We start from the raw sequence: 26279 nt of genomic DNA, 5'->3' as shown, positions 1-26279 counted from the left end.
CCTCCGAAGGGCGCCCCGACGGAAGCCGCGCAGACCGGGCTGCGGCTGCCGCCGTGACCCACGCCAGCATCAACTCCTCCCCCTGCGACGGCCGCACCGGTCCATCCGCCCCCGACGGACGCCGCGGTGGCCACACTGCGGCTGCCGCAACACGCACCTTCAGCCACGGGGGCCACCAGATGCCGCCATGCCCCACGCCGGCATCAGCCCCTCCCCCTCGATGGACCCACCCCCGTCCATCCACCCTCCGACGGACGCCGCGCCGGCCGCACTGCGGCTGCCGCGACACGCGCCTACGGCACAGGGGAGCCATCCGCTGCCCCCGTGACCCGCGCCAGCATCAGCTCCTCTCCCCTGGACGGCCGTAGCCCGTCCGTCCGTCCCTCGAAGTAGCGCCGGTCCAGCTCCTCCGCCGGCACGTGCTGGGCCTTGGTGAAGCCGGACTCGTGGGCCAGGGCCAGGATCTCGGACGGCCGGTAGAAGCTCAGGAACGGTGTCCCCGCGGCCCGTGCGCCCGCGACGGCGGCCTCGAGCTGTGGCCGCTGCTCCGGCTCGACGTCCTCCAACGGCCGCAGGAAGGTCGTGACCAGCGTGGAACCCGGGGCGAGCCCGGCGCCCAGGCGGAACGTGGCCGCGACGGCCTCACGGGTGAGGTACATGGTGACGCCCGTGGAGGCCACCGCCGCGGGCCGCGCGGGATCGAGCCCCGCCTCGACGAGCCGCCCCCACCAGTCCCCCTCGAAGTCGACCGGCACGAGCCGCAGCCAATCGGGGACGCCGAGCCCCAGGTCCATGAGCCGCCGCCGCTTCCAGGCCTGCGGGCCGGCCCTGTCCACCTCGAAGACCCGCAGCCCGCTCGCCGCGGCGACCTCGGGCCTGCGCTGGGCGAAAGTGTCGAGACCGGCGCCGAGGACCACGTACTGGTCCACCCCTCGCCCGACCGCCTCGACGACCAGGTCCTCGACGAACCGGGCCCGGGCCACGATCGACGCGCGGGTGCGGCGCGTGGCGTCCACGTCCATGTCGGGGCGGTCGCGCCAGCCGTCGTCCGGGTCCGCGAGCCGCAGCCCGATCTCGTCCTCCAGGACATGCGGCGGCGGATCCGCGCGGACGTGCAGGGCCCGCCAGAGGGCGACCCGTACGGCCGTGTGGTCCGCGACGGCCGGTTCCTCCCCGGTGTCCGTCACGCCCAGTCCTTCGAGAAGTCGAGCTCCTCACGGCGCTGGGTCAGCGAGTACCAGTTGCCGCTGTCGTCGCGGAAGATCGCCTCGATGCCGTACGGCCGCTCCTGCGGTTCCTGGATGAACTCCACCCCGCGCGCCCGGAACGTCTCGTAGTCACCGCGGCAGTCGTCCGTACGGAACGCTCCGGCGCCCATCACGCCCTTGCCGACGAGCTTCTTCAGCGCCTCGGCGGACTCGGGGTCCAGCCCGGGGCCGTCGAGGCTCATCAGGGCCAGCTCGACGCCCTGCTGCTCCTTGGCGCTGACGGTGACCCATGTCATCTCGCCCATCGAGACCTCGCTGCGCACCTCGAAGTCGAGCTTCTCGGTGAAGAAGGCCTTCGTGCGTTGCTGGTCGAAGGTCCATACGGTGGCGATGCCCAGTCCCTGGATCATGGCTCTGCTCTCCTGTCGTGCGGGGGTTCCTCTCCGTCACCGTAGGCAGGGCCGGGGCCGGGCCGCTTCTTCAAAGTTGCGGTCCTCGTCGCCGTTCTCGCGGTGGGGAATCCGCCGGCCCAGAGCATGGCGTAGCACCCGGGGATCAGGGCGGCGCCGCGGCCCACGTGCTTGGTGCGGTACTCGCTCGGGGTGAGCCCGGTCCGCGCCTTGAAGCGGGCGGAGAAGGTGCCGAGGCTGCTGAAGCCGACCAGGTGGCAGATCTCGGTCACCCTCAGATCGGCCCCCCTCAGCATCTCCTCGGCCCGCTCGATCCGCCGGTGCGTGAGGTACTGCCCGGGCGTCTCGCCGTACGCCTCCTTGAAGGCGCGCAGGAAGTGATACCGCGAGTACCCGGCATGCGCCGCGACGGCGTCCAGGTCCAGGGCGGGATCGGCCCAGTCGCGGTCCATGGCGTCCTTGGCGAGCCGGATCTGCCGCACCTTGTCCATGAGGCCGATGGTGGCACGCGGCACTGACATCGACCCCGCGAGCGCGCATGAAGAAGGCCCCCGGGGCGGACACCATCCGGGGGCCTTCGGTTTCAGGAGGTTCGGCTCAGACCTCGACCAGCGGAGCCGGCGCCGCGTCGTCCGCCGACTTCTGCGGTCCCGCGCCCTTCAGCGGCACCTCCTTGACGAACACCGCCGCCACCAGCGCGACCACGGCGACGATCGATCCGAGCAGGAACGCCGAGTGGGTGCCGGCGGAGACCGCGTACTGGTACGCCTCGCGCACCGCGTCCGGCAGCTTCTCCAGGCTCTTCGCGTCCAGCTGCGCGGACTGCTCGGTCACCTTGGAACCCAGCGACCCGCCCCGCTCGGCCATGGTGTCCTGGACCCGGTGGTTGAACAGCGCACCCATGATGGCGACACCGAAGGAGGAGCCGAGCGTACGGAACAGGGTGGTGGACGAGGACGCGACGCCCATGTCCTTCATCTCGACGCTGTTCTGCGCGACCAGCATGGTGATCTGCATCAGGCAGCCCATGCCGAGACCGACGACGGCCATGAAGACGCCGGACGTGAGCCGCGAGGTCCCCGTGTCCATCGTCGACAGCAGGTACAGCCCGATGACCATCAGGACGCTGCCGAGGACCGGGAAGACGTAGTACCGCCCGCTGTTGGTGGTCACCCGTCCCGCGACCATCGAGGTCACCAGCATCGCGCCGAGCATCGGCAGGAGCAGCAGCCCGGAGTTGGTGGCGGAGGCGCCCTGCACGGACTGCTGGTACAGCGGCAGGAAGAGGGTGGCGCCGAACATCACGAAGCCGGTGACGAAGCCGATGATCGACATCAGCGTGAAGTTGCGGCTGCGGAAGATGTGCAGCGGAAGAACCGGCTCGGCCGCCTTGGTCTGCCAGAACACGAACCCGACGAGCGCGGCGACACCGATCCCGATCAGCTCCATGATCCGCGCGGACGTCCAGGCGTACTCCGTGCCGCCCCAGGTGGTCACCAGCACGATGGAGGTGATGCCGACGGTCAGCAGCGCGGCGCCGAGATAGTCGATCCGCGCCTGCGCGCGCTTCGCCGGCAGGTGCAGCACGACGCTGATGAGGCCGAGCGCCACCACGCCGAGCGGCAGGTTGATGTAGAAGGACCAGCGCCAGCCCCAGTTGTCGGTGATGGTGCCGCCGACCAGCGGACCGCCGATCATCGCGAGCGCCATGACGCCCGCCATCATGCCCTGGTACTTACCGCGCTCCCGGGGCGGGATCAGGTCACCGATGATCGCCATGACGCCGACCATCAGACCGCCGGCGCCGAGGCCCTGCACGGCCCGGAAACCGATGAGCTGCCCCATGTCCTGCGCCATACCGCTGAGCGCGGAGCCGATCAGGAAGAGCACGATCGACGTCATGAAGACGCCCTTGCGGCCGTACATGTCGCCGAGCTTGCCCCAGAGCGGGGTGGCGGCCGCAGTGGCCAGCGTGTAGGCCGTCACGACCCACGAGAGGTGTTCGAGCCCGCCGAGTTCGCCCACGATCGTCGGCATCGCGGTGCCCACGATCATGTTGTCGAGCATCGCGAGCATCATGGTGATCATCAGCGCGAGCAGGACGACCCGCACACTGCGCTGTTTCTTGTCCGGCTCCGTCTCGACCGTCTGTGTGTCCGCCATCGTTCCACTCCCCTGAGGTCCTGCGGTACTTCCCCCGCCGGGGGCACTTACTTGCCGCCCGGCTAGTTGTCTACACTGGGGAAGGTAGAGGCATAACTAGCCGGGCGTCAAGTAAGTTTTATGGGAAGCCGAGGAGCACGAGGATGGGCGGCACCATGGACGTCACGAAGCAGCAGCGCCGCGGCAACACACGCCAGCGCATCCAGGACGTGGCCCTCGGACTCTTCGCGGAGCAGGGGTACGAGAAGACGTCCCTGCGGGAGATCGCCGAGCACCTGGACGTGACCAAGGCGGCGCTCTACTACCACTTCAAGACCAAGGAAGAGATCCTCGTCAGCATCTTCGACGATCTGACGCAGCCGATCCTCGACCTGATCGAGTGGGGCAGGAAGCAGCCGCACACCCTGGAGACCAAGCAGGAGATCGTGCGGCGCTACAGCGAGATCCTGGCCGGCGCGGCACCGCTGTTCCGCTTCATGCAGGAGAACCAGGCGGCGGTCCGCGAACTGCGCGTGGGTGAGACCTTCAAGGAGCGCATGCAGGGGCTGCGCGAGATCATCATCGATCCGGAGGCGGACCTGACCGACCAGGTCCGCTGCGTCAGCGCGATCTTCACCATGCACGCCGGGATGTTCTTCCTCCAGGACATCGCCGCCGACCAGGAGGCCAAGCGCAAGGCGGTCCTCGAGGTGGCGACGGACCTGGTCACCCAGGCCCACCGGGGCGGAGCGAACGCGTAGGCGGTCAGCCGCTCAGACCTTGACGCCCTGGGCCCGCAGGAAGGCGACCGGGTCTATCGCGGAGCCGTAGTTGGCGGTCTTGCGGATCTCGAAGTGCAGGTGCGGGCCGCTGGAGTTGCCGGTGTTGCCGGACAGGGCGATGCGCTGGCCGGTCTTGACGACCTGGCCGACCTTGACCTTGATCCGCGAGAGGTGGGCGTACTGCGAGTACCGCCCCTTGCTGTGCTTGATCACTATGGCGTTGCCGTAGGCGGCACCGTCACCGGCGCCTCCCGGGCCCGCCTTGACGACAGTCCCGCCGTGCGCGGCGACGACGGTCGTACCGCTCGGCACGGCGAAGTCCTGCCCGCTGTGGGTGGAGTGCCACATGCTCCCGGCCTGGGCGTAGCTCGCGCTGAGCGTGTACTTCTTCACCGGGTCGACCCAGTGGGCCGAGGAGGACGCCGCCGAGGCGACTCCCGCCCCCAGTGCGACCGTCGTTCCGACGGACGCGGCCACGACGGCAACACGGGTGCGGAGCAGGGACGTACGGGAAGAGCGGTTGAAGACGCGCTGGAACATCAGAACCTCATGAATGCCTGGGGGACAGGAAAACCATCCGGCGCACAGCGGCGACCGGATGGGACAACCCTTGGTACCCCCGGGGGCCAAAAACCCCCAAACAGCACATCTACGACGGACTGTAGTAATAGGTCGCGCCGGGTCGTGCGAGATGTCCTATTCCGCACTGAATCCCACGACTATTCCCGCTAGTAACGGACAAATCGCCTGTGCGGCAAGTCACCGGCACCCCAAAGGCAAAAGCCGTGCCATGTGACGCACGCCTCTGGCTTCCTACCAACCGGTAACCCTACGGTTCCCCTCGCGCCACCCTCACCAACAAGCATGCACGCGACAACTGCAGCGTTTCCGGACGTGAGAGGACCCCCACACCGTGACAAGCCGACGCCCCTGGGCGCACCGCATCGCCGTAAGCACCGTCTCCGCAGCCGCACTCGTCGCCCTGGCCGTCCCCGCCGAGGCCGCGACGACGACCACCAGCGCTTCCCCGACCGCTACGGCCGCCGCCGAAGACGTCGACTACGCCACCTGGCAGACCGACTGCCAGGCCGTGATGAGCCAGGCCCTGCCCTACCTGAAGACGCGTATCGCCGCCGCCGGGACCGGCGAGAAGCAGGCGATCGTCTTCGACATCGACAACACCACGCTGGAGACGGACTTCGGCTTCAGCTACCCCGCGCCGGCCAACAAGCCCGTCCTGGACGTCGCGAAGTACGCCCAGGAGCACGGCGTATCGCTGTTCTTCGTGACCGCCCGCCCCGACATCATCGCCTCGGTGACCAACTACAACCTCAAGCACGTCGGTTACCAGGTCAGCGGCCTGTACGTCCGCAACTTCATCGACCTCTTCAAGGACGTCGCCGCCTACAAGACCGCCCAGCGCGTCGACATCGAGAACAAGGGCTACACGATCATCGCGAACATCGGCAACAGCACCACCGACCTGTCGGGCGGCCACGCCGAGAAGACCTTCAAACTCCCGGACTACGACGGCCAGTTGTCCTGACGTTCGGCTGGGGCCTGTCCGGCGGATCACTCCGTCGTCGCGGGAACAGGCACGCACTGTTCAGGCACCGTGGCTGAAGTCGGCCTGATCGGCCGGACAGTCCCTGGGCTCCGTCCGTCGCAGTGCACATGTGGGCGGCGGATGGAGCCGGCCGTACTCGGCGGCAAATCGGGGTCCGGTCTGGTCGGCCGGTGAGGAAACCCTTCCGGCCGGACGGTCCCGGCGCCGGCCTGGTGGACAAACCCGTCCGGCTCTCCGCCCTCGTCTCCTCGCGGGACGAGCAGCTCGCTCTCGGCGAGGACGAGGTCCCCTGGTCCGCACCATATCCCCCGGCCATGTGGAGTCCCCGGGCCCTTCCCGGCGTACGGCCTCGCTCTCCCAGGGCAGGCTGTGCGGGAACCCCGCAGTGTCCTCCGTCTCGCTGTCCCCCTTGGCCAAGCACTTCCCCGTTGTCGAGGCCGCCCTGGTCGAGCACAGAGAAAGGGGCCGGTGCTTCGAAAAGCACCGGCCCCTTCTGGCGTCGCCCTGAGGCTTACGCCTCCTTGCTCAGGTTCGGTCCGGCACCGCCGGCCGCCTGCTCGATCGGCGGGACGTCGGGCAGAGCCGCCTTCTCCTCGCCGCGGAAGGTGAAGGTCTTGGTCTCGCCCTCGCCCTCCGTGTCGACGACCACGATGTGACCGGGACGCAGCTCGCCGAAGAGGATCTTCTCCGACAGCGTGTCCTCGATCTCGCGCTGGATCGTGCGACGCAGCGGCCGCGCGCCCAGCACCTGGTCGTAACCCTTCGTGGACAGCAGCTCCTTGGCGGACTGGGAGAGCTCGATGCCCATGTCCCGGTCCTTGAGGCGCTCGTCCACCTTGCCGATCATCAGGTCGACGATCTGGAGGATGTCGGCCTGGGTCAGCTGCGGGAAGACGACCACGTCGTCGACGCGGTTGAGGAACTCGGGCCGGAAGTGCTGCTTGAGCTCGTCCGAGACCTTGTTCTTCATGCGCTCGTAGTTGGTCTTCTTGTCGCCCGAGGCCGCGAAGCCCAGGTTGAAGCCCTTGGAGATGTCCCGGGTGCCGAGGTTGGTCGTCATGATGATGACCGTGTTCTTGAAGTCCACGACCCGGCCCTGGGAGTCGGTCAGGCGACCGTCCTCCAGGATCTGCAGCAGCGAGTTGAAGATGTCCGGGTGGGCCTTCTCGACCTCGTCGAAGAGAACCACCGAGAACGGCTTGCGCCGCACCTTCTCCGTCAGCTGGCCGCCCTCTTCGTAGCCCACGTAGCCGGGGGGCGAACCGAAGAGCCGCGAGACCGTGTGCTTCTCACTGAACTCCGACATGTCGAGGGAGATCAGCGCGTCCTCGTCACCGAAGAGGAACTCCGCGAGCGCCTTGGAGAGCTCGGTCTTACCGACACCGGACGGGCCGGCGAAGATGAACGAACCACCGGGACGCTTCGGGTCCTTCAGACCGGCACGCGTACGACGGATCGCCTTCGACAGCGCCTTGACGGCGTCGACCTGGCCGATGACCCGCTTGTGGAGCTCGTCCTCCATGCGCAGCAGACGCGAGGACTCCTCCTCGGTCAGCTTGAAGACCGGGATGCCGGTGGCGGTCGCGAGGACCTCGGCGATCAGCTCGCCGTCGACCTCGGCGACGACGTCCATGTCGCCGGCCTTCCACTCCTTCTCCCGCTTGGCCTTGGCGGCCAGGAGCTGCTTCTCCTTGTCGCGGAGGGAGGCGGCCTTCTCGAAGTCCTGCGAGTCGATCGCGGACTCCTTGTCGCGGCGCACACCCGCGATCTTCTCGTCGAACTCGCGCAGGTCCGGCGGCGCGGTCATCCGGCGGATGCGCATCCTCGAGCCGGCCTCGTCGATCAGGTCGATCGCCTTGTCCGGCAGGAAGCGGTCCGAGATGTACCGGTCGGCCAGGGTGGCGGCCTGGACCAGCGCCTCGTCCGTGATGGAGACACGGTGGTGCGCCTCGTACCGGTCGCGCAGCCCCTTGAGGATCTCGATCGTGTGCGGCAGGGACGGCTCCGCGACCTGGATGGGCTGGAAGCGGCGCTCGAGGGCCGCGTCCTTCTCCAGGTGCTTGCGGTACTCGTCCAGCGTGGTCGCACCGATGGTCTGGAGCTCACCGCGGGCCAGCATCGGCTTCAGGATCGAAGCCGCGTCGATGGCGCCCTCGGCGGCACCCGCACCGACCAGCGTGTGCAGCTCGTCGATGAACAGGATGATGTCGCCGCGGGTGCGGATCTCCTTGAGGACCTTCTTCAGGCGCTCCTCGAAGTCACCGCGGTAGCGGGAGCCGGCGACCAGGGCGCCGAGGTCAAGCGTGTAGAGGTGCTTGTCCTTCAGCGTCTCGGGCACCTCGCCCTTGACGATGGCCTGGGCGAGGCCCTCGACGACGGCGGTCTTGCCGACGCCGGGCTCACCGATCAGGACCGGGTTGTTCTTGGTACGGCGGGACAGCACCTGCATGACCCGCTCGATCTCCTTCTCGCGCCCGATGACCGGGTCGAGCTTGGACTCACGAGCGGCCTGGGTGAGGTTCCGGCCGAACTGGTCGAGGACCAGGGACGTCGAGGGGGTGCCCTCGGCAGGGCCGCCACTGGCGCCGGCGGTCTCCTTGCCCTGGTAACCGGAGAGCAGCTGGATGACCTGCTGCCGCACCCGGTTGAGATCAGCGCCCAGCTTGACCAGGACCTGGGCGGCGACGCCCTCGCCCTCACGGATCAGGCCGAGCAGGATGTGCTCCGTGCCGATGTAGTTGTGGCCCAGCTGAAGGGCCTCGCGGAGCGACAGCTCCAGGACCTTCTTGGCACGGGGGGTGAAGGGGATGTGGCCGGACGGGGCCTGCTGCCCCTGCCCGATGATCTCCTCCACCTGCTGGCGGACCGCCTCGAGCGAAATCCCGAGGCTCTCAAGGGCCTTGGCGGCGACACCCTCACCCTCGTGGATCAGGCCCAGGAGGATGTGCTCGGTGCCGATGTAGTTGTGGTTGAGCATCCGGGCTTCTTCCTGAGCCAGGACGACAACCCGCCGCGCGCGGTCGGTGAACCTCTCGAACATCGTTAATCGCTCCTCAGAGCGGTCAGGCAGTGGGGGGAACTTCCCCTCCCTGTCCTTCCGCAGCTTAGTCCCGCAAGCGGGGACCGCTCATTCCAACTGCCGACACCGTCCTTGGCCTCCTGACCCCGAACGCCGACATCTGCTCCAACCCGATGGTGCGAGACGATGTTCCCGCAGGCCAGGCAGTTACCCCAGTCGCCAGTACGCCGATGGCGAACGTGAGACGGCCTTTCCTGCGTGTCGCCCCCTCCCACTAGGGATGTCTTACCCGCGCGGACCGACAGTCCATGCCGCACGCCCCCCGTCCCTCCGCTATGGGCGAACAACCTTGCACCACCCCGCACCCCCGCACGCCCCCTCCGTGAGCACTCTTCGCACACGCAGGCACACCCAACGTAACTCTTGCGGTCTTTCGGCGGTTGCACTTGGCATGTTCGGCAGCCGTCCCTCCCTCACCACGGATCTCACCGCGGTCCCGCTCCCCCGTCGGCCGCTCGACCTGGCCGCCTTCGACGACGATCCGGTCCGCCGCTGGTACGAGAACGAACTGGGCTGGCCCACGGTGCCCGCGAGCACCGCGGAATCTTCCCTGCGACTGCGTCTGGGGCTGCGCTTCGACGTCCTGGACGTTCCGGCCGAGGCCGGCCGCGCGGCCCTGCGCCATCTCGCGGGGACCTCTCCGGTGGCGATGCGGGGCGACCGTATGGAGCTTCTGGTGGCCGCGGGCAGCACGGAGGAGCTGCCGGGCCTGCTGGACTGGCTGGAGTGGGGCGCCCTCGCGCTCGACCTGCGGGCGATCGGCACGGGCGCGGTGATGCGGGCACCGCGCCCGCCGAGGCCCACCGTGAGCGGACTCGGGGAGGTGGCGTCGGTGCGGCTCACGGGGCCCGGCGAAGACGAATCCCCCGCCCGGGCGGCACGCCCGGAACCGGGCGACCTCACGCCCCGACAGGCAGCCACGGAGGCGAGCCGGGCCGTCGGGAGCCGGCGACCGCTCGCCCTGGGCCGCCCGGGCGCCCTGCAGGGGGCCGCCGTGTGGGTGCGACCCCCCGAGCCTGGGTGCGAGGTCGAGGCCTCGCTGCCGACGTTGTCGGCGCTGGGGGGCGGTGGGGGCGCCCCCGATCTCGTACGCGTCGTGAACACGGTGGCGACGCACTGCCACCGGCTGCGGCTGCGGCGCACGCAGCCATAAGCATTCGCAGGCCCCGGCCGCAGTGAACCTTTCGATCAGGCGTTGGCCTTCTCGTAAGCCTCGCGAATGCTCGCCGGAACTCGGCCGCGGTCATTGACCTCGTAACCGTTCTCCTTCGCCCAGGCACGGATCTGAGCGGTGTCCTGGCTGCCACCGGAAGCGGCCCGCGCCTTTCCGCGCCCGCCCGCGGCTCGGCCTCCGGTACGGCGACCGCCCTTCACGTAAGGGTCGAGAAGGCCACGGAGCTTGTCCGCATTGGCGGTCGTGAGATCGATCTCGTACGTCTTGCCGTCCAACGCAAACGTGACGGTCTCGTCCGCCTCGCCGCCGTCGATGTCATCGACAAGAAGGACCTGAACCTTCTGTGCCACCGGATTTCCTTTCATCCAATACTTGAGGGCCGGGGGTCTGCGGCGTCCGCCGTTTCGCCGTCCCCTGTTATATGCAGTACTGCAGTACGTCGGAAAGCAAACCGCTTTTGCTGGGAAAACACAAACCCCCGGGAGAGACCGACGAGGGTCTCCTCGTCCGGAAACGTGCGCGTTTCGGACATAGGGAACCTGGGCAGGGCCGAGCGCCAGAATCCTGGCGATCACAGGTGCAGAAGCATCCGGCTGTTGCCCAAGGTGTTCGGTTTCACCCGTTCGAGACCGAGGAACTCCGCCACGCCTTCGTCATAGGAACGCAGTAGCTCCGCGTAGACATCGGTGTCAACCGGTGTCTCACCGATCTCGACGAAGCCGTGCTTGCCGAAGAAGTCCACTTCGAAGGTGAGACAGAAAACGCGACGAACACCGAGCCAGCGGGCCGTCTGCAACAACTTCTCCAGCAACTGATGGCCGACCCCGGCACCCTTCAGTCCGGGCTTCACGGCAAGAGTGCGCACTTCCGCGAGGTCTTCCCACATCACGTGCAGGGCGCCGAAGCCGACCAGCTCGGCGTTGTCGTCGCGCTCGGCGACCCAGAACTCCTGGATGTCCTCGTAAAGCGTCACGGTCGCTTTGTCGAGCAGGATGCGGTCGCGGGAGTAGGAGTCGAGGAGGCGACGGATGCCGGCGACATCGCTGGTACGGGCCCGCCGGACCGTGATGGCTTTTGCGGTGACTTCGGGGTTCTCGGCGGAGGGGCTCTTCGCGGACATGAGCGGACGCTATCGCCCGCCGCCTCGCGATGCCGAGTCGGGGTTCTCCGCGGGCGGCCCCTGGACCATCCGCACGGCGTCCTGGAGTGCCAGTCGCTGTTCCTCGCTCATCATGCCGAAGAAGGCGACGAGAGCGGCGGCGGGGTTGTCACTCTGGGACCAGGCGTCGTTCATCAGTGCGGCGGCGTAGGCGGCCCGTGTGGAGACCGCCTCATATCGATAGGCCCGGCCTTCCGCCTCACGACGCACCCAGCCCTTCTGATGGAGATTGTCCAAAACGGTCATCACCGTGGTGTAGGCGATGGACCGTTCCTGCCGAAGGTCTTCCAGGACTTCCCGAACGGTGACCGGGCGGTTCCACTTCCACACCCGCGTCATGACCGCGTCTTCGAGTTCTCCCAATGGGCGAGGCACAGCTCAGCACAATAGTGGGAGATCCGGCTATCGGCGTGACGGACGGCCCTTTCAACACCAAACAGCAACAAAAAGGGCGTACGACTCGGAAAGCGCGGTGGCTCGGAGAGTCGTACGCCGGCGAGGGCGCCGCGGATCGCTCAGGCGTCGCCCGCGGACCCGGAGGCCTGCCTGGCCCCCTCCGCGCGCGCGAGAGCCGCGTCGACGGCCGCGTCCTCCTTGGCCTTGTTGGCCCCGCCCTGGGTCTTCACGATCACCCGGATCAGTCCGATGAAGAACGCGGCCATGACGACCGGAGGCACGAGCGCGGAGACGTAGTCCATGCGTCCAGAGTAGCCAGGCGCACGGGGACAACCCGGGCGGGGTGCGGTCTGTCGGTCAGCCCGCGGCCAGGTGCTGTGGCGGGTTCGCCGGGGGTGGGGCCGGTTTGCGGCGGGGGAAGACCTCGCCCGGGGTGGGGATGGGCCGCCGGGAGGGCTGGGGGCCGGCGGGGGCGGGTTTCTCCGCCGGTTTCGCCGGCGGCTGGGCCGGACGCTTCGCCGGCTGCTTGGCGTCCTGGTCCGCGGGACCACCCCGGGCGGCCTCGGAAGGACCCCCGGAGACACTTCCGAAAAGGCCCCCGGGCAGCGCCAGGAGGCGCGTACGGGAGGCGGGGACCACTGGGGCGACCCGGGCACGCCGGGCGGCCGTGGAGCCCGCCAGACGAGCCCGTACGTCTCGTTCGGCCAGCACCTGGCAGCGGCTCAGCAGCGCTGCCGCGACGGGGTTGCCGCGCAGCGCCCTCAGCGCGGCCAGATCGTCGGGCTCGGGCCGGTACCCGGCGCCCAGCACCTCCTCCAGCAAGGTGAGGTAGCCGGCGGCGGTGCCGGGCAGCGCGGCGCGGTACCGGGCGAGGTCGGCCACCAGGAAGGCGCGCAGCCGGGCACCCTCACGCACCGCCTCGTCGAGGGACTCGGCGAGGCGGTGGCAGTCCTTGATGTCCTCGGCCGAGGCGGGGGCGGGGTGAAGGGCGAGGGCGAGAGCGCGGCGGAGCACACGCAGCTCCTCCACGCCGAACGCCATGCCGCCGCGGGATCCGTATGGCGTGGGCATGCGGCGACACTACGCGCTAATCAGACAAATTCGTCATAGGGGACGGGCGTGGCGCGAGCAGGCCGCCCGCCCGGACGCGAGGCGGGACCTGGCGGCCGTGTACCGGGTGGCGGGGTGCCGGGTGGCCAGGTACCAGGTGGCGAAGTCACATCCGTGACACGTTCCGCTCGTACACCAGCCGCAACCCCACCAGCGTCAGCCACGGCTCGTGCTCGTCGATCACCGACGACTCCCCCAGCACCATCGGCGCCAGTCCACCCGTGGCGATCACCGTCACCTCCTCCGGATCGTCCGCGAGCTCCCGGGCCATCCGGCCGACGACCCCGTCGACCTGCCCGGCGAAGCCGTACACGATTCCGGACTGCATCGCCTCGACCGTGTTCTTGCCGATCACACTCCGCGGCCGGGCCACCTCGATCTTCCGCAGCTGCGCCCCCTTCACACCGAGCGCCTCCACGGAGATCTCGATACCCGGCGCGATGACTCCGCCGACGTACTCCCCACGCGCGGACACCGCGTCGAACGTCGTCGCCGTACCGAAGTCCACGACGATCGCCGGCCCGCCGAACAGCTCGACGGCGGCCACCGCGTTGATGATCCGGTCCGCCCCGACCTCCTTGGGGTTGTCGGTGAGAATCGGCACCCCCGTCTTCACTCCGGGCTCGACCAGCACGGCCGGCACGTCGCCGTAGTACCGCCGCGTCACCTCACGCAGCTCGTGCAGCACGGACGGCACGGTCGCGCAGATCGCGATCCCGTCGATCCCGTCGCCCAGTTCGTCGCCGAGGAGGGGATGCATGCCCATCAGGCCCTGCAGCAGTACCGCCAGCTCGTCCGCCGTCCGGCGCGCGTCCGTGGAGATCCGCCAGTGCTCGACGATGTCCTCTCCGTCGAACAGCCCGAGGACGGTGTGCGTGTTGCCTACGTCGATCGTGAGGAGCATCGCGACTACTCCGCCTCGCGCAGATCGAGGCCGATGTCGAGGATCGGCGAGGAGTGGGTGAGCGCTCCGACGGCGAGGTAGTCGACCCCGGTGTCGGCGTACGCGCGCGCGTTGGCCAGCGTCAGCCGCCCGGAGGCCTCCAGCGCGGCCCGCCCGTGCACGACCGCGACCGCCTCCTCGCACTCACCGGGCGTGAAGTTGTCCAGCAGGATCAGATCGGCGCCCGCGTCCACGACCTCCCGCAGCTGGTGCAGGGTGTCGACCTCGACCTCGATCGGCACGTCCGGGAAAGCCTCTCGTACGGCCTTGAACGCCGACGCGACGCCACCGGCGGCGACCACGTGGTTGTCCTTCACCAGCGCCGCGTCGGACAGCGACATGCGGTGGTTGACCCCGCCCCCGCACCGCACGGCGAACTTCTCCAGCGACCTGAGCCCCGGAGTGGTCTTCCGGGTGTCACGCACGCGTGCCTTGGTGCCCTCCAGTGCGTCCGCCCACGCGCGCGTGGCGGTCGCGATGCCCGAGAGCCGGCACAGCAGGTTGAGCGCGCTGCGCTCGGCGGTGAGGAGGTCACGCGTGCGGGTGGTGACCGACAGGAGCTTCTGTCCCGCCTCCACCCGGTCGCCGTCCTCCACGTGCCGCTCGACCTCGAACTCGTCCTCGCAGACCACCGAGACGACCGCCTCGGCGACCCGCAGGCCGGCCACGACGCCCGCCTCCCGCGCGACGAAGTCGGCGGTGGCGACGGCGTCCTCGGGGATGGTCGCGACGGTCGTCACGTCCACGCCGTGGTCGAGGTCCTCCTGGATGGCGACGTTGGCGATGTCCTCGACCTCCACGGGGTCGAGTCCCGCGTCGGCCAGGAGCTGCGCGAGCGCGGGGTCGAGCCCGCACTCCAGGTATTCCTCGTCGAGACCGTCGGAGGCGGCGCCACAGGCACAGCCGTCGCCGCAGCCGCCGGACGAGGCGAGGGGAAGGTCGTCGGTGCTCACTACTGTCACTGCTCCTGAAGGGGCTGCCGGGTCGGGGGGAAGTCTGCGGTATCGGTGGTGTGTACGGCGAGGGTCCGGTCGGGATTGAGCCGTACGACGATGTGGCGGCGCCATGCCGTGTCGTCCCGGTCGGGCGCGTCCTCGCGCCAGTGGCAGCCGCGCGTCTCCTCGCGCTGCAGGGCGGCGGCGACCAGGACACGGGCCACGCACAGGAGGTTGGTGGCCTCCCAGGTGTCGACGCCGGGCTCAGCCGTCTTGCCGTTCTCCGCGAGGGCGTCGCGGGCGTCGGCGTGCAACTGCTGCAGGAGGCCGGCCGCCTTGGACAGGGACTCGGCCGAGCGCAGCACTCCCGCGCCCTGCGTCATGATCCGCTGGATCGCGAACCGCGCCTCGGGCGTGAGCAGGGGATGCGCGGGCCTCTCGGGCCGCTCGACGGGTGCGGGCACGCGCGCGTGGAGCCCGGCGCGGCTCGCCACGATGTCGGCGGCGATGCGCTCGGCGTAGACCAGTCCCTCCAGGAGGGAGTTGGAGGCGAGCCGGTTCGCGCCGTGCACGCCGGTGCAGGCGACCTCGCCGCACGCGTACAGGCCCGGGACGGTCGTACGCCCCTGGGAGTCGGTGCGCACGCCGCCGGAGGCGTAGTGGGCGGCCGGCGCGATCGGGATGGGCTCGGTGACCGGGTCGATGCCGTGGGCGCGGCAGGCGGCGAGGATCGTCGGGAAGCGGTGCTCCCACATGTCGGCGCCGAAGTGCCGGGCATCGAGGAACATGTGCTCGGCGTCCTGCTCCTGCATGCGGCGCGTGATGCCCTTGGCGACGATGTCGCGGGGTGCCAGCTCGGCCAGTTCGTGCTGTCCGGTCATGAAGCGCACGCCGTCGGCGTCGACCAGGTGGGCGCCCTCGCCGCGCACGGCCTCGGAGACGAGCGGCTGCTGGCCCTCGGCGTCCGGGCCGAGGAACAGCACGGTGGGGTGGAACTGCACGAATTCCAGGTCGCTGACCTCGGCGCCCGCGCGCAGGGCGAGTGCCACGCCGTCGCCCGTGGACACGGACGGGTTGGTGGTCGCGGAGAAGACCTGGCCCATGCCGCCGGTCGCGAGGACGACCGCGGGGGCGTGCACGGCACCCACGCCGTCGTGCTGGCCCTCGCCCATGACGTGCAGGGTGACGCCCGCCGTCCGTCCGTGCTCGTCCGTCAGCAGGTCGAGCACGAGGGCGTTCTCGATCGTGCGCAGTCCACGCGCGTGGACGGCCTCGACGAGCGCCCGGGAGATCTCCGCGCCGGTGGCGTCACCGCCCGCGTGCGCGATCCGGCGGCGGTGGTGGCCGCCCTCGCGGGTGAGCGCCAGGTCGCCCTCCTCGGACTCGTCGAAGTGCGCGCCGGTCGCGATCAGGCGGCGTACGGCGTCGGGTCCCTCGGTGACGAGGATCCGTACGGCCTCCTCGTCGCACAGGCCCACGCCCGCCACCAGCGTGTCGTCCAGGTGCTGTTCGGGGGTGTCGCCCTCGCCGAGGGCCGCGGCGATGCCGCCCTGCGCCCAGCGGGTGGAGCCGTCGTCGAGGCGGGCCTTGGTGACGACGACGGTCCTCAGGCCCTCGGCCTGGCAGCGCAGGGCGGCGGTGAGGCCGGCGACGCCGGAGCCGACGACCACGAGGTCCGCGTCGATGGACCACCCGGGCGCGGGTGCGTGCAGTCGTATGCCTGTGCTGGTCACGAGGCGGCTCCGAAGGTCAGGGGGATGTTGTCGATCAGCCGGGTCGTCCCCACCCGGGCGGCGACGGCGAGGACGGCCTCGCCGGTGAAGTCGTCGTCGATCTCCGTGAAGTCGGACGGGTCGACGAGCGCGAGGTAGTCCAGGGCTAGCGGCGGGTCCTGGCGCGCGGCGTCGTCCAGGATCAGGCGGGCGGCCGCGCGGACGGTCGAGGGCGCACCCGGGAGGACTTTGGCGACGGCGTGCGCGTCGGCGGCCGCGCGGGACTCGCCGAGGGCGCTCAGTGCCTCGGCACGCGCGGACGTGGCGGGCACTTCGCGGGCCCGCGCGCGCAGCGCCTCCTGTGCCGCGTGCCGGTCACGGCCCGCGAACAGCGCGCGGGACAGGGCGAGCGCCGTGCGCCGCTCCTGCGGCTTGAGGTAGCGGTTGCGGCTGGACATGGCCAGGCCGTCGTCCTCGCGCACGGTGGGCACGCCGACGATCTCGACGCCGAAGTTCAGGTCGCGCACCATCCGGCGGATCAGAGCGAGCTGCTGGGCGTCCTTCTGGCCGTAGAGAGCGATGTCGGGGCGGGTGAGGTGCAGCAGCTTGGCGACGACGGTGAGCATGCCGTCGAAATGGCCGGGACGCGAGGCGCCCTCCAGGCGCTCTCCCATCGGGCCCGCGCTGATGCGCACCTGGGGCTCGCCGCCGGGATAGACCTCGTCGACGGAGGGGGCGAAGACGGCGTCCGCGCCGGAGTCCTCGGCGATCTTGAGGTCGGCGTCCAGGGTGCGCGGGTAGCGGTCGAGGTCCTCGCCCGCGCCGAACTGGAGGGGGTTCACGAAAACGGTGACGACGACCTCGCCGTCGGGTCCGGCGATCTCGCGCGCGGTGCGGATGAGGGTGGCGTGACCCTCGTGCAGGGCGCCCATGGTCATCACGACGGCCCGGCGGCCCGCACGCACGCGCGCGTGCAGTTCACCGGCGGTGCGCAGCAGGGTCGTGGTCATCGGGCGTCTCCCTCGGCGCCGTTGGTACCCGTGGCGAGTACCCCGAGGAGGTCCTCGGCGAGCTCCGGCTTCAGCAGTCCGTGGGCGAGCGCCCGGTCGGCGGTCGCGCGGGCCATCGCGAGATAGCCCGCGACGGTCTGCGGGGCGTGCCTGCGCAGCTCCGTGACGTGCGCGGCGACCGTGCCGGCGTCCCCGCGCGCGACGGGTCCGGTGAGGGCCGCGTCGCCGGAGCGCAGGGCGTTGTCGAGGGCGGCGCCGAGCAGCGGGCCGAGCATCCGGTCGGGGGCCGCGACACCGGCCGAGCGCAGCAGCTCCATGGCCTGGGCGACCAGCGTGACCAGGTGGTTGGCGCCGAGGGCCAGGGCCGCGTGGTACAGCGGCCGCTTCTCCTCGTCGATCCACTCGGGCTCGCCGCCCATCTCGATGACGAGGGCCTCGGCGGCCAGCCGCAGCTCCTCGGGGGCGGTGACGCCGAAGGAGCAGCCGGCCAGGCGCTGGACGTCCACGGGGGTGCCGGTGAAGGTCATCGCCGGGTGCAGGGCCAGCGGCAGCGCGCCCGCGCGCAGGGCGGGGTCCAGGACCTTCGCGCCGTACCGCCCGGAGGTGTGCACGAGCAGCTGTCCCGGGCGCACGGCCCCGGTCTCGGCGAGTCCCTCGACGAGTCCCGGCAGGGTGTCGTCGGGGACGGTCAGCAGCACCAGGTCGGCACGCTGCAGGACGTCCTCGGGAGTGACGAGCGGGACGTCCGGGAGCAGCAGCGCGGCCCGCCGCCGGGAGGCGTCGGAGACCCCGGAGACGGCCACCGGCCGGTGCCCGGCGAGTTGGAGGGACGCGGCGAGCGTCGGCCCCACCCGGCCGGCGCCCACGACGCCGACGGTGAGCCGCGCGGGGCGGTCCTTGTTGTCTGGCTGTTGGACTGTACTCACGCGACGGCGGCCTTCCCGTTCCAGTCCGCATCTGGGTACCGGACGATTTCTCGTCATGTTAACGCGATCGGTTCGAGGGGCGTCCGGTTGTCCACAGGCTGTGGGTTTCCGTGCGGGCCGGGGAGCGCGGAAAATCCGTGGGCCCGCACCCGGGGCACACGAGATGATCCGGGCATGAGTGACACAGCGGAGCAGGGCGCGGGACAGACGGCGGACGAGGCACGACCGGAGCAGCTCACGGAGGCGGAACGGCTGCTGCGCCGCCGCGTACGGCGCATCAACGCCTATCGGAGCGCGAAGCGCACGCTCGCGCGCCTGGGGTTGCTCGCACCCCTCCGCGAGCGCCTGTCGCTCCTCGACGGGGCGGACACGCTCTACGACCTGGACGAGCCGTCCGACCTCTACGGGAACGGCATCGTGGAGGCCCTGGAGGAGAAGGTCGCAGGACTCCTCGGCAAGGAGGCCGCCGCCTTCTTCCCTACCGGCACGATGGCCCAGCAGGTGGCGCTGCGCTGCTGGGCGGGCCGCACCGGCAACCCCACCGTCGCCCTGCACGCCCTGGCCCATCCCGAGATGTACGAGCGCGACGCCTTCCGGGAGGTCTCCGGTCTGCGCCCGGTCCAGGTGACGAGCGAACCGCGGCAGCCCACGGCCGACGAGATACGCGGCTTCGAGGAGCCCTTCGGTGCGCTGATGCTCGAACTGCCCCTCAGGGACGCCGGTTTCGTGCTGCCCACCTGGGAGGAGCTCACCGAGGTCGTGGAGGCGGCCCGCGAGCGCGACGCGGTGGTGCACTTCGACGGGGCGCGTCTGTGGGAGACCACCGTCCACTTCGGCCGTCCCCTGGCCGAGATCGCGGACCTCGCGGACAGCGTGTACGTGTCGTTCTACAAGTCCCTCCAGGCTTTCAGCGGGGCCGCACTCGCCGGTCCGAAGACCCTGATCGACGAGGCGAAGACCTGGCGGCACCGGTACGGCGGCGCGGTCTTCCAGCAGTTCCCGACCGTCCTGTCGGCCCTCGCCGGACTGGAGCGGGAACTGCCCAGGCTGCCCGAGTACGTCACCCACGCGCGTGTGGTGGCCGCCGCGCTGCGCGAGGGACTCGCGGAGGCCGGGGTGCCGTGGGCGCGGGTCCACCCCGAGGTGCCGCACACCTTCGACTTCCAGGTCTGGCTGCCGTACGGCGTCGACGAGCTCTCCGAGGCGGCGATCCGGCAGTCGGAGGAGACGGGGACGGCCCTGTTCATCAATCCCTGGGACGAGAAGGGCCCCGGCCTGTCGATGACCGAGGTCAACGTCCGTGGCGCGGCCCTGGAGTGGACTGCGGCGGACGTGAAGACGGCGGCCGCAGACTTCGTCGCCCGGCTGAGGGAGATCACCGGCTGACGGGTCGGCGGCCGGGGCGGGGCGTGCTGTACCCGCTTCCGGGCCGGCCGCCCCGCCAGGGCCGCTGGTGTTCGCGCAGTTCGCGCGCGACCCCCACGTCCTGAGTGCCCGGGCGTGGGCGGAACGGGGCCGCCGAGATGCCGGTCGCGGCCGCGTCGCGTCGATTGGCGACCGCCGTCTGCAGCCCCCCGACCGGGCCCTGCCTCAGCCGTGGCCGCCCGCGCGCACCAGTCCCGTCTCGTAGGCGAGGACCACCACCTGTACCCGGTCCCTGAGGCCCAGCTTGGTCAGGATGCGGCCGACATGGGTCTTCACCGTCGCCTCGGACAGCACCAGACGGGCCGCGATCTCGCCGTTGGAGAGCCCCTGGGCGACCAGCACCATGACCTCCCGCTCGCGGCCGGTGAGCCGCTCCAGCTCCTTGTGCTGGGGCTCCTTGCCGGTGGCGGGCAGCATGGGCGCGAACCGGTCGAGCAGGCGCCGGGTCGTCGAGGGGGCGACCACGGCATCGCCGCTGTGCACGGAGCGGATCGCGGTGAGCAGTTCGCCGGGCGGCACGTCCTTGAGCATGAAGCCGGAGGCTCCCGCCTTCAGCCCGGAGAAGGCGTACTCGTCCAGGTCGAAGGTGGTCAGGATCAGCACCTTCGGCGGTTCGGGCTGCGAGCAGATGCGGCGGGTGGCCTCCACACCGTCGAGCTTCGGCATGCGCACGTCCATCAGGACGACGTCCACGGCGGTCGAGCGCAGCACCTGGATCGCCTCCACGCCGTCCCCCGCCTCCGCGACGACCTCCATGTCCGGCTGGGCTGCGAGCACCATCCGGAACCCGGTGCGCAGCAGCACCTGGTCATCGACGAGCATCACGCGGATCGTCATCGGGCCTCTTCCGTTTCCTCGGGGTCGTACGGCAGGTCGCCAGGGGGCGTGACAGGTGTCAACAGGGGGCGCACGTCAGCGTCAATGCGCTGGTTTGAGCGGCAGCAGCGCACTGATGCGGAATCCTCCGCCGGGGCGGGGACCCGCGTCCAGGGTGCCGCCGACCATGCCGACGCGCTCGCGCATGCCGATCAGACCATGGCCCGCGCCGTCGGCGCCGCCCTCCTCGTACAGCTCGTGCGGAGCGCCCTTGCCGTCGTCCTCGACGAGCAGGCCGAGGCCGTCGTCGAAGTAGACCAGGCGCACGCTCGCGCCCGCGTTCGGGCCGCCGTGCTTGCGCGTGTTGGTGAGCGCCTCCTGCACGATCCGGTACGCCGTGAGCTCGACGCCGCTGGGCAGCGGACGCGGGGTGCCCTCGATCTTGAAGTCGACGGGAAGGCCGGAACCACGGCACTGCTCGACGAGGTCCTCGATCTGCTCGACGTCGGGCTGCGGGACGTACTCGCCGCCCTCCTGGTGCTCGCCGGTGCGCAGCACGCCCAGCAGACGGCGCATCTCGGCGAGGGCCTGGCGGCCGGTGGAGGAGATGGTCTCCAGCGCCTTCTTGGCCTGGTCGGGCGCGGCGTCGAGGACATAGGCGGCGCCGTCGGCCTGGACGACCATGACGGACACGTTGTGGGCGACGACATCGTGGAGCTCGCGGGCGATCCGGGCGCGCTCGGCGGCGACGGCGACCTTCGCCTGCGCCTCGCGCTCCTTCTCCAGGCGCGCGTTGCGCTCCTCCAGCTGCGCGAAGTACGCGCGCCGGGTGCGGATCGAGTCGCCGAGCACCCAGGCCAGGGCGAACGGCACGGTCTGGAAGATCATTATCGCGACATTGCCGAGCACACCGGAGTTCTCGTTCGGCCAGCGCAGCTGAGCGACGGGGGCCGCGCACAGGCCGATCGTCAGCGCCAGCCGGGAGGCCCAGCGGGCGCCCGTGGCGGCCACCGTGTAGACGATCACCAGGAAGGCGAAGTCGGCGCTCGTGGTCTCCACGTCCAGCGCGAGCTGCACCACGCCGAGCGCGATGGCCAGCAGCAGCATGCGCTCCGGCATGCGTCTGCGCAGCGCTGTCACCAGGCACAACAGCAGGACGATCGGAATGATCGCCATCGGGGACTCGGTCCCCTGGGACTCCCCACGGGCGGTTTCGCTCGCCAGCGAGATCCCGAGCAGGACGACGGCCCAGAAGACGTCGACCCCTGTCGGGTGCCTGCGGAGGAAGTCATAGAGGCGCTGCACGTAACCCAGCGTAGGGAAGCGTGATGTGTGCAGGGGTCAACCGGAGGACCGATCCGTACCGCCCGCGCGTACTCCCCAAGGTGGAGGCCCCCTTCCCCCGTGCGCCTAGCCTGACGGCGTGACCGATGACACGGCGGCCGGGGCGACGGGTGACTGGAGCGGCTGGCGGGCCGCCACCGAGGCCGCCCTCTACGGCCCTGACGGCTTCTACCGCAGGCTGGAGGGCCCGGCCGGGCACTTCCGTACGTCCGTGCACGCCTCGCCGTTGTTCGCCGAGGCCGTGGCCCGGCTGCTGTGCCGCCTCGACGAGAGGCTGGGGCGGCCCGCACGGCTCGACTTCGTCGACATGGCCGCGGGGCGGGGCGAGTTGGCCACCGGTGTCCTCGCGGCCCTGCCCGCCGACGTGGCCGCCCGCACGCGCGCGTACGCCGTCGAGATCGCCGACCGCCCCGAGGCCCTCGATGACCGGATCGAGTGGCTGACCGGGCCCCCGAAGAACATCACCGGGCTGCTGTTCGCCAACGAATGGCTGGACAACGTACCCGTGGAGATCGCCGAGACGGACGCCTCGGGCGTCCCACGACGGGTGCTCGTACGACGGGACGGTCGTGAGCGTCTCGGGGAACCGGTCGCCGGCGCGGAGGCCGAGTGGCTGGACCGGTGGTGGCCGCTGCCGGCCGAGGAGGGGCTGCGGGCCGAGATCGGCTTGCCCCGGGACGAGGCGTGGGCGTCGGCGGTCGCCGCGGTGGAGCGGGGGCTCGCGGTCGCCGTCGACTATGCGCACACGGCAGCCTCTCGCCCCCTGTTCGGGACGCTCACGGGTTTCCGTGAGGGGCGCGAGACGCCACCGGTACCGGACGGATCCTGCGACCTCACGGCCCATGTGGCGCTGGACGCGTGCGCCCTCCCCGGAGGGCGCGTGCTGCCCCAGCGCGACGCGCTGCGCGCCCTGGGCATCGCGGGCGCACGCCCCCCGCTCACGCTCGCGTCCACGCGGCCCGCGGAGTACGTACGCGCCCTCGCGCGGGCCGGAGAGGCCGCCGAGCTCACCGCGGCGGGCGGCCTCGGCGACTTCGGCTGGCTGCTCCAGCCCGTGGGTTTGTCCGCCGGAATGCCGGACGCGCCGCTCGACGGGTCGCTCGCCGAGCTACTTGTCGATGTCCCCGACCACGAAGAACAGTGATCCCAGGATCGCCACCATGTCCGCGACCAGCGTGCCCGGCAGCAGTTCGACCAGGGCCTGGATGTTGTTGTACGAGGCCGAGCGCAGCTTCAGCCGGTACGGGGTCTTCTCGCCCTTGCTGACGAGGTAGTAGCCGTTGATGCCGAGCGGGTTCTCGGTCCACGCGTACGTGTGCCCCTCGGGCGCCTTCAGGACCTTGGGGAGCCGCTGGTTGATCGGCCCGGGGGGCAGTTCGGCGAGCCGGTCCAGGCAGGCGTCGGCGAGGTCGAGGGCGTTGTGGGTCTGCTCCAGGAGGACCTCGAAGCGGGCGAGGCAGTCGCCCTCCTCGCGCGTGACCACCTTCAGGGTGTCCTGGAGCTCTCCGTAGCCGAGGTACGGCTCGTCGCGGCGCAGGTCGAAGTCGACGCCCGAGGCACGCGCGATGGGCCCACTGACGCCGTACGCGTGGACAGCCTCGGGCGCGAGGACGCCCACGTCCCGGGTGCGGCCCCGGAAGATCTCGTTGCCGAGGACCAGGTCGTCGAAGCGGTCCATGCGCGAGCGCACGGCGGAGACGGCGGCACGCGCGCGCGTGGACCAGCCGGCCGGCAGGTCCTCCTTGAGGCCGCCGACGCGGTTGAACATGTAGTGCATCCGGCCGCCGGAGACCTCCTCCATCACGTTCTGGAGGACCTCCCGCTCCCGGAACGCGTAGAAGACCGGGGTGATGCCGCCGAGCTCCAGCGGATACGAGCCCAGGAACATCAGGTGGTTCAGCACCCGGTTGAGCTCGGCGAGCAGCGTGCGCGTCCACACCGCGCGCGTGGGGACCTCCATGCCGAGCATCCGCTCCACGGCGAGGACCACGCCCAGCTCGTTGGAGAAGGCCGACAGCCAGTCGTGGCGGTTGGCGAGCATGATGATCTGGCGGTAGTCGCGCGCCTCGAAGAGCTTCTCCGCGCCGCGGTGCATATAGCCGATCACCGGCTCCGCGCTCATGATGCGCTCGCCGTCCAGGACGAGCCTCAGGCGCAGCACACCATGGGTGGACGGATGCTGCGGTCCGATGTTGAGCACCATGTCGGTGCTCTCCGCGGCGCCGCCGATGCCGACCGTGGTCTCCGTCGTAGGAGTCATGGACACAGTCTCTCCTACGTACGCTGGCCCCATGGAGACGGGGAGCGGGCAGAACACTGAGGTCGCCGGCGACGAACCGGTGTGGACCGGGCTGCCGCCGGGGCTGCTGCGGATGCGACGGCTGTTGCTGGTGGTGTGGCTGGGACTGCTCGCCGTGGCCCTGGGGCTGCTGCTCGGGCTGCTGTGCGGTCCGGCGTGGGCGGCCTTCGCGCTGCTGCCGCTCGCCCTCGTCGGCTGGGGCTGGGTGATGATCGGCCGCAACTGGCGCTCCTGGCGCTACGCCGAGCGCGCCGACGACCTGCTGATCAGCCGGGGCGTGCTGTGGCGCGAGGAGACCGTCGTGCCGTACGGCCGCATGCAACTGGTCGAGGTCACCTCCGGGCCCGTGGAACGGCACTTCGGGCTGGCGAGCGTCCAGCTGCACACGGCGGCCGCAGCGACCGACGCGACCATCCCCGGCCTTGACCCGGCCGAGGCGGAGCGGCTGCGCGACAGGCTCACCGAACTCGGCGAGGCCCGATCGGCGGGCCTGTGACCACGCCGGGCGTCGACGACGCCGTACAGGAGCAGCCGGAGAAGGAGCCCGTCACCGAGCGGCGGCTGCATCCCATAACGCCCCTCAGGCGGGCGTGGGCGCCGGTCGCCGTCGTCATCGGGTGGGCCGTGCACGACCCCGACCAGACGCAGCGCCAGCTGACCCGGCTGACGACCACCACGCTGCTGATCGCGCTCGCCGTCATCGTCCCGGCCGCCGCCCTGTACGGCTTTCTCACCTGGTGGTTCACCCACTTCGCGGTGACCGACACGGAACTGCGCATACGTACCGGTCTGTTGTTCCGGCGTACCGCGCACATCCGGCTCGAGCGGATCCAGGCGATCGACGTCACACAGCCGCTCCTCGCGCGCGTGGCGGGCGTCGCGAAGCTCAGGCTCGATGTCGTGGGCGCCGACAAGAAGGACGAACTGGCCTTCCTCGGGGAGCGCGAGGCGCGGGCCCTGCGCGCGGAACTCCTCGCGCGCGCCGCCGGGTTCGCACCCGAGACCGCGCACGAGGTGGGCGAGGCACCGGCGCGCCAACTGCTGCACACGCCCCCGCGCGATCTCGCGCTCTCCCTCGTGCTGACGGGCGCCACCTGGGGCAGCCTGGTCGCCGCCCTCGTCGTACCGCCGCTGCTGTGGATGGCCACCCACAGCGTCTGGACGGTTCTCGCCACCGCCCTGCCGCTGCTCGGCGCGGCGGGGGCGAGCAGTGTGGGGCGGTTCGTCACCGAGTACGACTGGACGGTCGGCGAGTCGCCGGATGGGCTGCGCATCGACCACGGTCTCCTGGACCGCACCCACGAGACGGTGCCGCCGGGGCGGGTGCAGACCGTACGGATCGTGGAGCCGCTGCTGTGGCGGCGGCGCGGCTGGGTCCGGGTCGAGCTGGACGTGGCCGGCTCCTCCAACTCCGTACTGGTGCCGGTCGCTCCCCGCGAGGTCGCCGAGGCGGTCGTCGCGCGCGTGCTGCCCGGCGTGACCGTGCCGCCGCTGTCGGCGCTGTCGCGGCCCCCGCGGCGGGCCGGCCGGTGCGTGCCCCTGTGGTGGCGCGGCTACGGACTCGCCGTCACCGACTCGGTGTTCGCCTCCCGTCAAGGGCTGCTGCGGCGGAGCCTGGCGCTCGTCCCGCACGCGAAGGTCCAGAGCGTACGGCTCGAGCAAGGGCCCTGGGAGCGGCTGTGGCGGCTCGCCGACGTCCATGTGGATACCGGGGCGAACAAGACCGTCACGGCCCGTCTGAGGGACGCACAGGAGGCCGCGGAGCTGCTCAAGTCGCAGGCGGAGAGGTCGCGGACGGGACGGAAAGGGGCACGGCCCGACCGCTGGATGGTCTGACCGTGC

26 protein-coding genes are annotated in these 26279 nt (G+C 70.7%); 7 read left to right on the top strand and 19 right to left on the bottom strand.

Translation table 11 applies throughout. The features are described from left to right. Nucleotides 1-293: 293 nt before the first annotated feature. The 4 genes from BFN33_RS37650 to BFN33_RS37635 all read right to left on the bottom strand — a co-directional run bounded on the left by BFN33_RS37650 (nt 294) and on the right by BFN33_RS37635 (nt 3781). On the bottom strand, nt 294-1187 hold the full coding sequence (locus BFN33_RS37650) for a class I SAM-dependent methyltransferase (RefSeq protein ID WP_069764668.1): 894 nt from the start codon (nt 1185-1187) through the stop codon (nt 294-296). Beyond that, nucleotides 1184-1618, bottom strand: coding sequence for a VOC family protein (locus BFN33_RS37645; protein WP_057612454.1), 435 nt, complete (start codon nt 1616-1618; stop codon nt 1184-1186). The genes BFN33_RS37650 and BFN33_RS37645 overlap by 4 nt, the downstream gene beginning before the upstream one ends. Beyond that, the gene (locus tag BFN33_RS37640; protein ID WP_069764725.1) at nt 1615-2109 is read right to left on the bottom strand and encodes a helix-turn-helix transcriptional regulator; all 495 of its coding nucleotides are present in this window, start codon (nt 2107-2109) and stop codon (nt 1615-1617) included. The genes BFN33_RS37645 and BFN33_RS37640 overlap by 4 nt, the downstream gene beginning before the upstream one ends. 106 nt (nt 2110-2215) lie before the next feature. Beyond that, nucleotides 2216-3781, bottom strand: a complete 1566-nt coding sequence (locus BFN33_RS37635; RefSeq protein ID WP_069764667.1) for an MDR family MFS transporter — start codon at nt 3779-3781, stop codon at nt 2216-2218. Nucleotides 3782-3924: 143 nt separating this feature from the next. On the opposite strand from BFN33_RS37635, the gene BFN33_RS37630 reads away from it, so the two are divergent. After that, the gene (locus BFN33_RS37630) at nt 3925-4521 is read left to right on the top strand and encodes a TetR/AcrR family transcriptional regulator (RefSeq protein ID WP_069764666.1); all 597 of its coding nucleotides are present in this window, start codon (nt 3925-3927) and stop codon (nt 4519-4521) included. Nucleotides 4522-4533: 12 nt separating this feature from the next. On the opposite strand, the gene BFN33_RS37625 is transcribed toward BFN33_RS37630, so the two are convergent. After that, nucleotides 4534-5082 (bottom strand): M23 family metallopeptidase, encoded by a 549-nt coding sequence (locus BFN33_RS37625; RefSeq protein WP_069764665.1) that lies wholly within the window; start codon nt 5080-5082, stop codon nt 4534-4536. A 373-nt stretch (nt 5083-5455) separates the two neighbouring features. On the opposite strand from BFN33_RS37625, the gene BFN33_RS37620 reads away from it, so the two are divergent. Further along, complete coding sequence (locus tag BFN33_RS37620; RefSeq protein ID WP_069764664.1) at nt 5456-6088, top strand: HAD family acid phosphatase; 633 nt, start codon at nt 5456-5458, stop codon at nt 6086-6088. A 532-nt stretch (nt 6089-6620) separates the two neighbouring features. Here the strand turns inward: BFN33_RS37620 and BFN33_RS37615 are convergent. Next, the gene (locus BFN33_RS37615; protein WP_069764663.1) at nt 6621-9149 is read right to left on the bottom strand and encodes an ATP-dependent Clp protease ATP-binding subunit; all 2529 of its coding nucleotides are present in this window, start codon (nt 9147-9149) and stop codon (nt 6621-6623) included. A gap of 430 nt (nt 9150-9579) precedes the next feature. Here BFN33_RS37615 and BFN33_RS37610 point away from each other — a divergent pair, with 430 nt between their 5' ends. Continuing rightward, entirely contained in the window at nt 9580-10341 is a 762-nt protein-coding gene (locus BFN33_RS37610; RefSeq protein WP_069764662.1) for an SCO3374 family protein, read from the top strand. Between the two features lie 35 nt (nt 10342-10376). Here BFN33_RS37610 and BFN33_RS37605 read toward each other — a convergent pair whose 3' ends face one another. The 10 genes from BFN33_RS37605 to BFN33_RS37560 form a co-directional block, all read right to left on the bottom strand. Further along, nucleotides 10377-10712, bottom strand: a complete 336-nt coding sequence (locus BFN33_RS37605) for an Lsr2 family protein (RefSeq protein WP_057612447.1) — start codon at nt 10710-10712, stop codon at nt 10377-10379. Nucleotides 10713-10933: 221 nt separating this feature from the next. Continuing rightward, a complete protein-coding gene (locus BFN33_RS37600) occupies nt 10934-11482 on the bottom strand; it encodes an amino-acid N-acetyltransferase (RefSeq protein WP_069764661.1) in 549 nt (182 codons plus the stop codon). Between the two features lie 9 nt (nt 11483-11491). Next, entirely contained in the window at nt 11492-11884 is a 393-nt protein-coding gene (locus BFN33_RS37595) for a BlaI/MecI/CopY family transcriptional regulator (RefSeq protein WP_069764660.1), read from the bottom strand. Nucleotides 11885-12036: 152 nt separating this feature from the next. After that, on the bottom strand, nt 12037-12219 hold the full coding sequence (locus tag BFN33_RS37590; RefSeq protein WP_069764659.1) for a hypothetical protein: 183 nt from the start codon (nt 12217-12219) through the stop codon (nt 12037-12039). 55 nt (nt 12220-12274) lie between these two features. Then, nucleotides 12275-12958 carry a hypothetical protein gene (locus tag BFN33_RS37585; RefSeq protein ID WP_069764658.1) on the bottom strand — a complete coding sequence of 228 codons (684 nt, stop codon included), beginning with the start codon at nt 12956-12958 and terminating at the stop codon, nt 12275-12277. A 175-nt stretch (nt 12959-13133) separates the two neighbouring features. Continuing rightward, nucleotides 13134-13931 (bottom strand): type III pantothenate kinase, encoded by a 798-nt coding sequence (locus BFN33_RS37580; protein ID WP_069764657.1) that lies wholly within the window; start codon nt 13929-13931, stop codon nt 13134-13136. Between the two features lie 5 nt (nt 13932-13936). Then, entirely contained in the window at nt 13937-14923 is a 987-nt protein-coding gene (gene nadC, locus BFN33_RS37575) for a carboxylating nicotinate-nucleotide diphosphorylase (protein ID WP_069764656.1), read from the bottom strand. Nucleotides 14924-14928: 5 nt separating this feature from the next. Continuing rightward, a complete protein-coding gene (locus BFN33_RS37570; RefSeq protein ID WP_069764655.1) occupies nt 14929-16638 on the bottom strand; it encodes an L-aspartate oxidase in 1710 nt (569 codons plus the stop codon). Further along, nucleotides 16635-17627 carry a pantoate--beta-alanine ligase gene (panC, locus tag BFN33_RS37565; protein WP_069764654.1) on the bottom strand — a complete coding sequence of 331 codons (993 nt, stop codon included), beginning with the start codon at nt 17625-17627 and terminating at the stop codon, nt 16635-16637. The genes BFN33_RS37570 and panC overlap by 4 nt, the downstream gene beginning before the upstream one ends. Continuing rightward, the gene (locus BFN33_RS37560) at nt 17624-18553 is read right to left on the bottom strand and encodes a Rossmann-like and DUF2520 domain-containing protein (protein WP_069764653.1); all 930 of its coding nucleotides are present in this window, start codon (nt 18551-18553) and stop codon (nt 17624-17626) included. The genes panC and BFN33_RS37560 overlap by 4 nt, the downstream gene beginning before the upstream one ends. 174 nt (nt 18554-18727) lie before the next feature. Here BFN33_RS37560 and BFN33_RS37555 point away from each other — a divergent pair, with 174 nt between their 5' ends. Beyond that, complete coding sequence (locus BFN33_RS37555; protein WP_069764652.1) at nt 18728-19939, top strand: low specificity L-threonine aldolase; 1212 nt, start codon at nt 18728-18730, stop codon at nt 19937-19939. A 204-nt stretch (nt 19940-20143) separates the two neighbouring features. On the opposite strand, the gene BFN33_RS37550 is transcribed toward BFN33_RS37555, so the two are convergent. Beyond that, the gene (locus tag BFN33_RS37550; protein ID WP_069764651.1) at nt 20144-20815 is read right to left on the bottom strand and encodes a response regulator transcription factor; all 672 of its coding nucleotides are present in this window, start codon (nt 20813-20815) and stop codon (nt 20144-20146) included. An 81-nt stretch (nt 20816-20896) separates the two neighbouring features. Further along, on the bottom strand, nt 20897-22099 hold the full coding sequence (locus tag BFN33_RS37545; protein WP_069764650.1) for a sensor histidine kinase: 1203 nt from the start codon (nt 22097-22099) through the stop codon (nt 20897-20899). A 118-nt stretch (nt 22100-22217) separates the two neighbouring features. Between BFN33_RS37545 and BFN33_RS37540 the strand changes: the two genes are divergently transcribed. Further along, nucleotides 22218-23282 carry an SAM-dependent methyltransferase gene (locus BFN33_RS37540; RefSeq protein ID WP_069764649.1) on the top strand — a complete coding sequence of 355 codons (1065 nt, stop codon included), beginning with the start codon at nt 22218-22220 and terminating at the stop codon, nt 23280-23282. Here the strand turns inward: BFN33_RS37540 and BFN33_RS37535 are convergent. Next, the gene (locus BFN33_RS37535; RefSeq protein WP_057612431.1) at nt 23247-24398 is read right to left on the bottom strand and encodes an NADH-quinone oxidoreductase subunit D; all 1152 of its coding nucleotides are present in this window, start codon (nt 24396-24398) and stop codon (nt 23247-23249) included. The genes BFN33_RS37540 and BFN33_RS37535 overlap by 36 nt on opposite strands. A 31-nt stretch (nt 24399-24429) precedes the next feature. On the opposite strand from BFN33_RS37535, the gene BFN33_RS37530 reads away from it, so the two are divergent. Then, on the top strand, nt 24430-24933 hold the full coding sequence (locus BFN33_RS37530) for a PH domain-containing protein (protein ID WP_069764648.1): 504 nt from the start codon (nt 24430-24432) through the stop codon (nt 24931-24933). Continuing rightward, nucleotides 24930-26273: a PH domain-containing protein gene (locus tag BFN33_RS37525; RefSeq protein WP_069764647.1), complete on the top strand. Its 1344-nt coding sequence runs from the start codon at nt 24930-24932 to the stop codon at nt 26271-26273. Before BFN33_RS37530 ends, BFN33_RS37525 begins: the two co-directional genes overlap by 4 nt. The last annotated feature ends 6 nt before the right edge of the window (nt 26274-26279 follow it).

It is taken from the genome of Streptomyces sp. LUP47B, from assembly GCF_001746295.1.
GTDB lineage: Bacteria > Actinomycetota > Actinomycetes > Streptomycetales > Streptomycetaceae > Streptomyces.
This window is presented reverse-complemented; position numbering and strand designations above follow the sequence as displayed.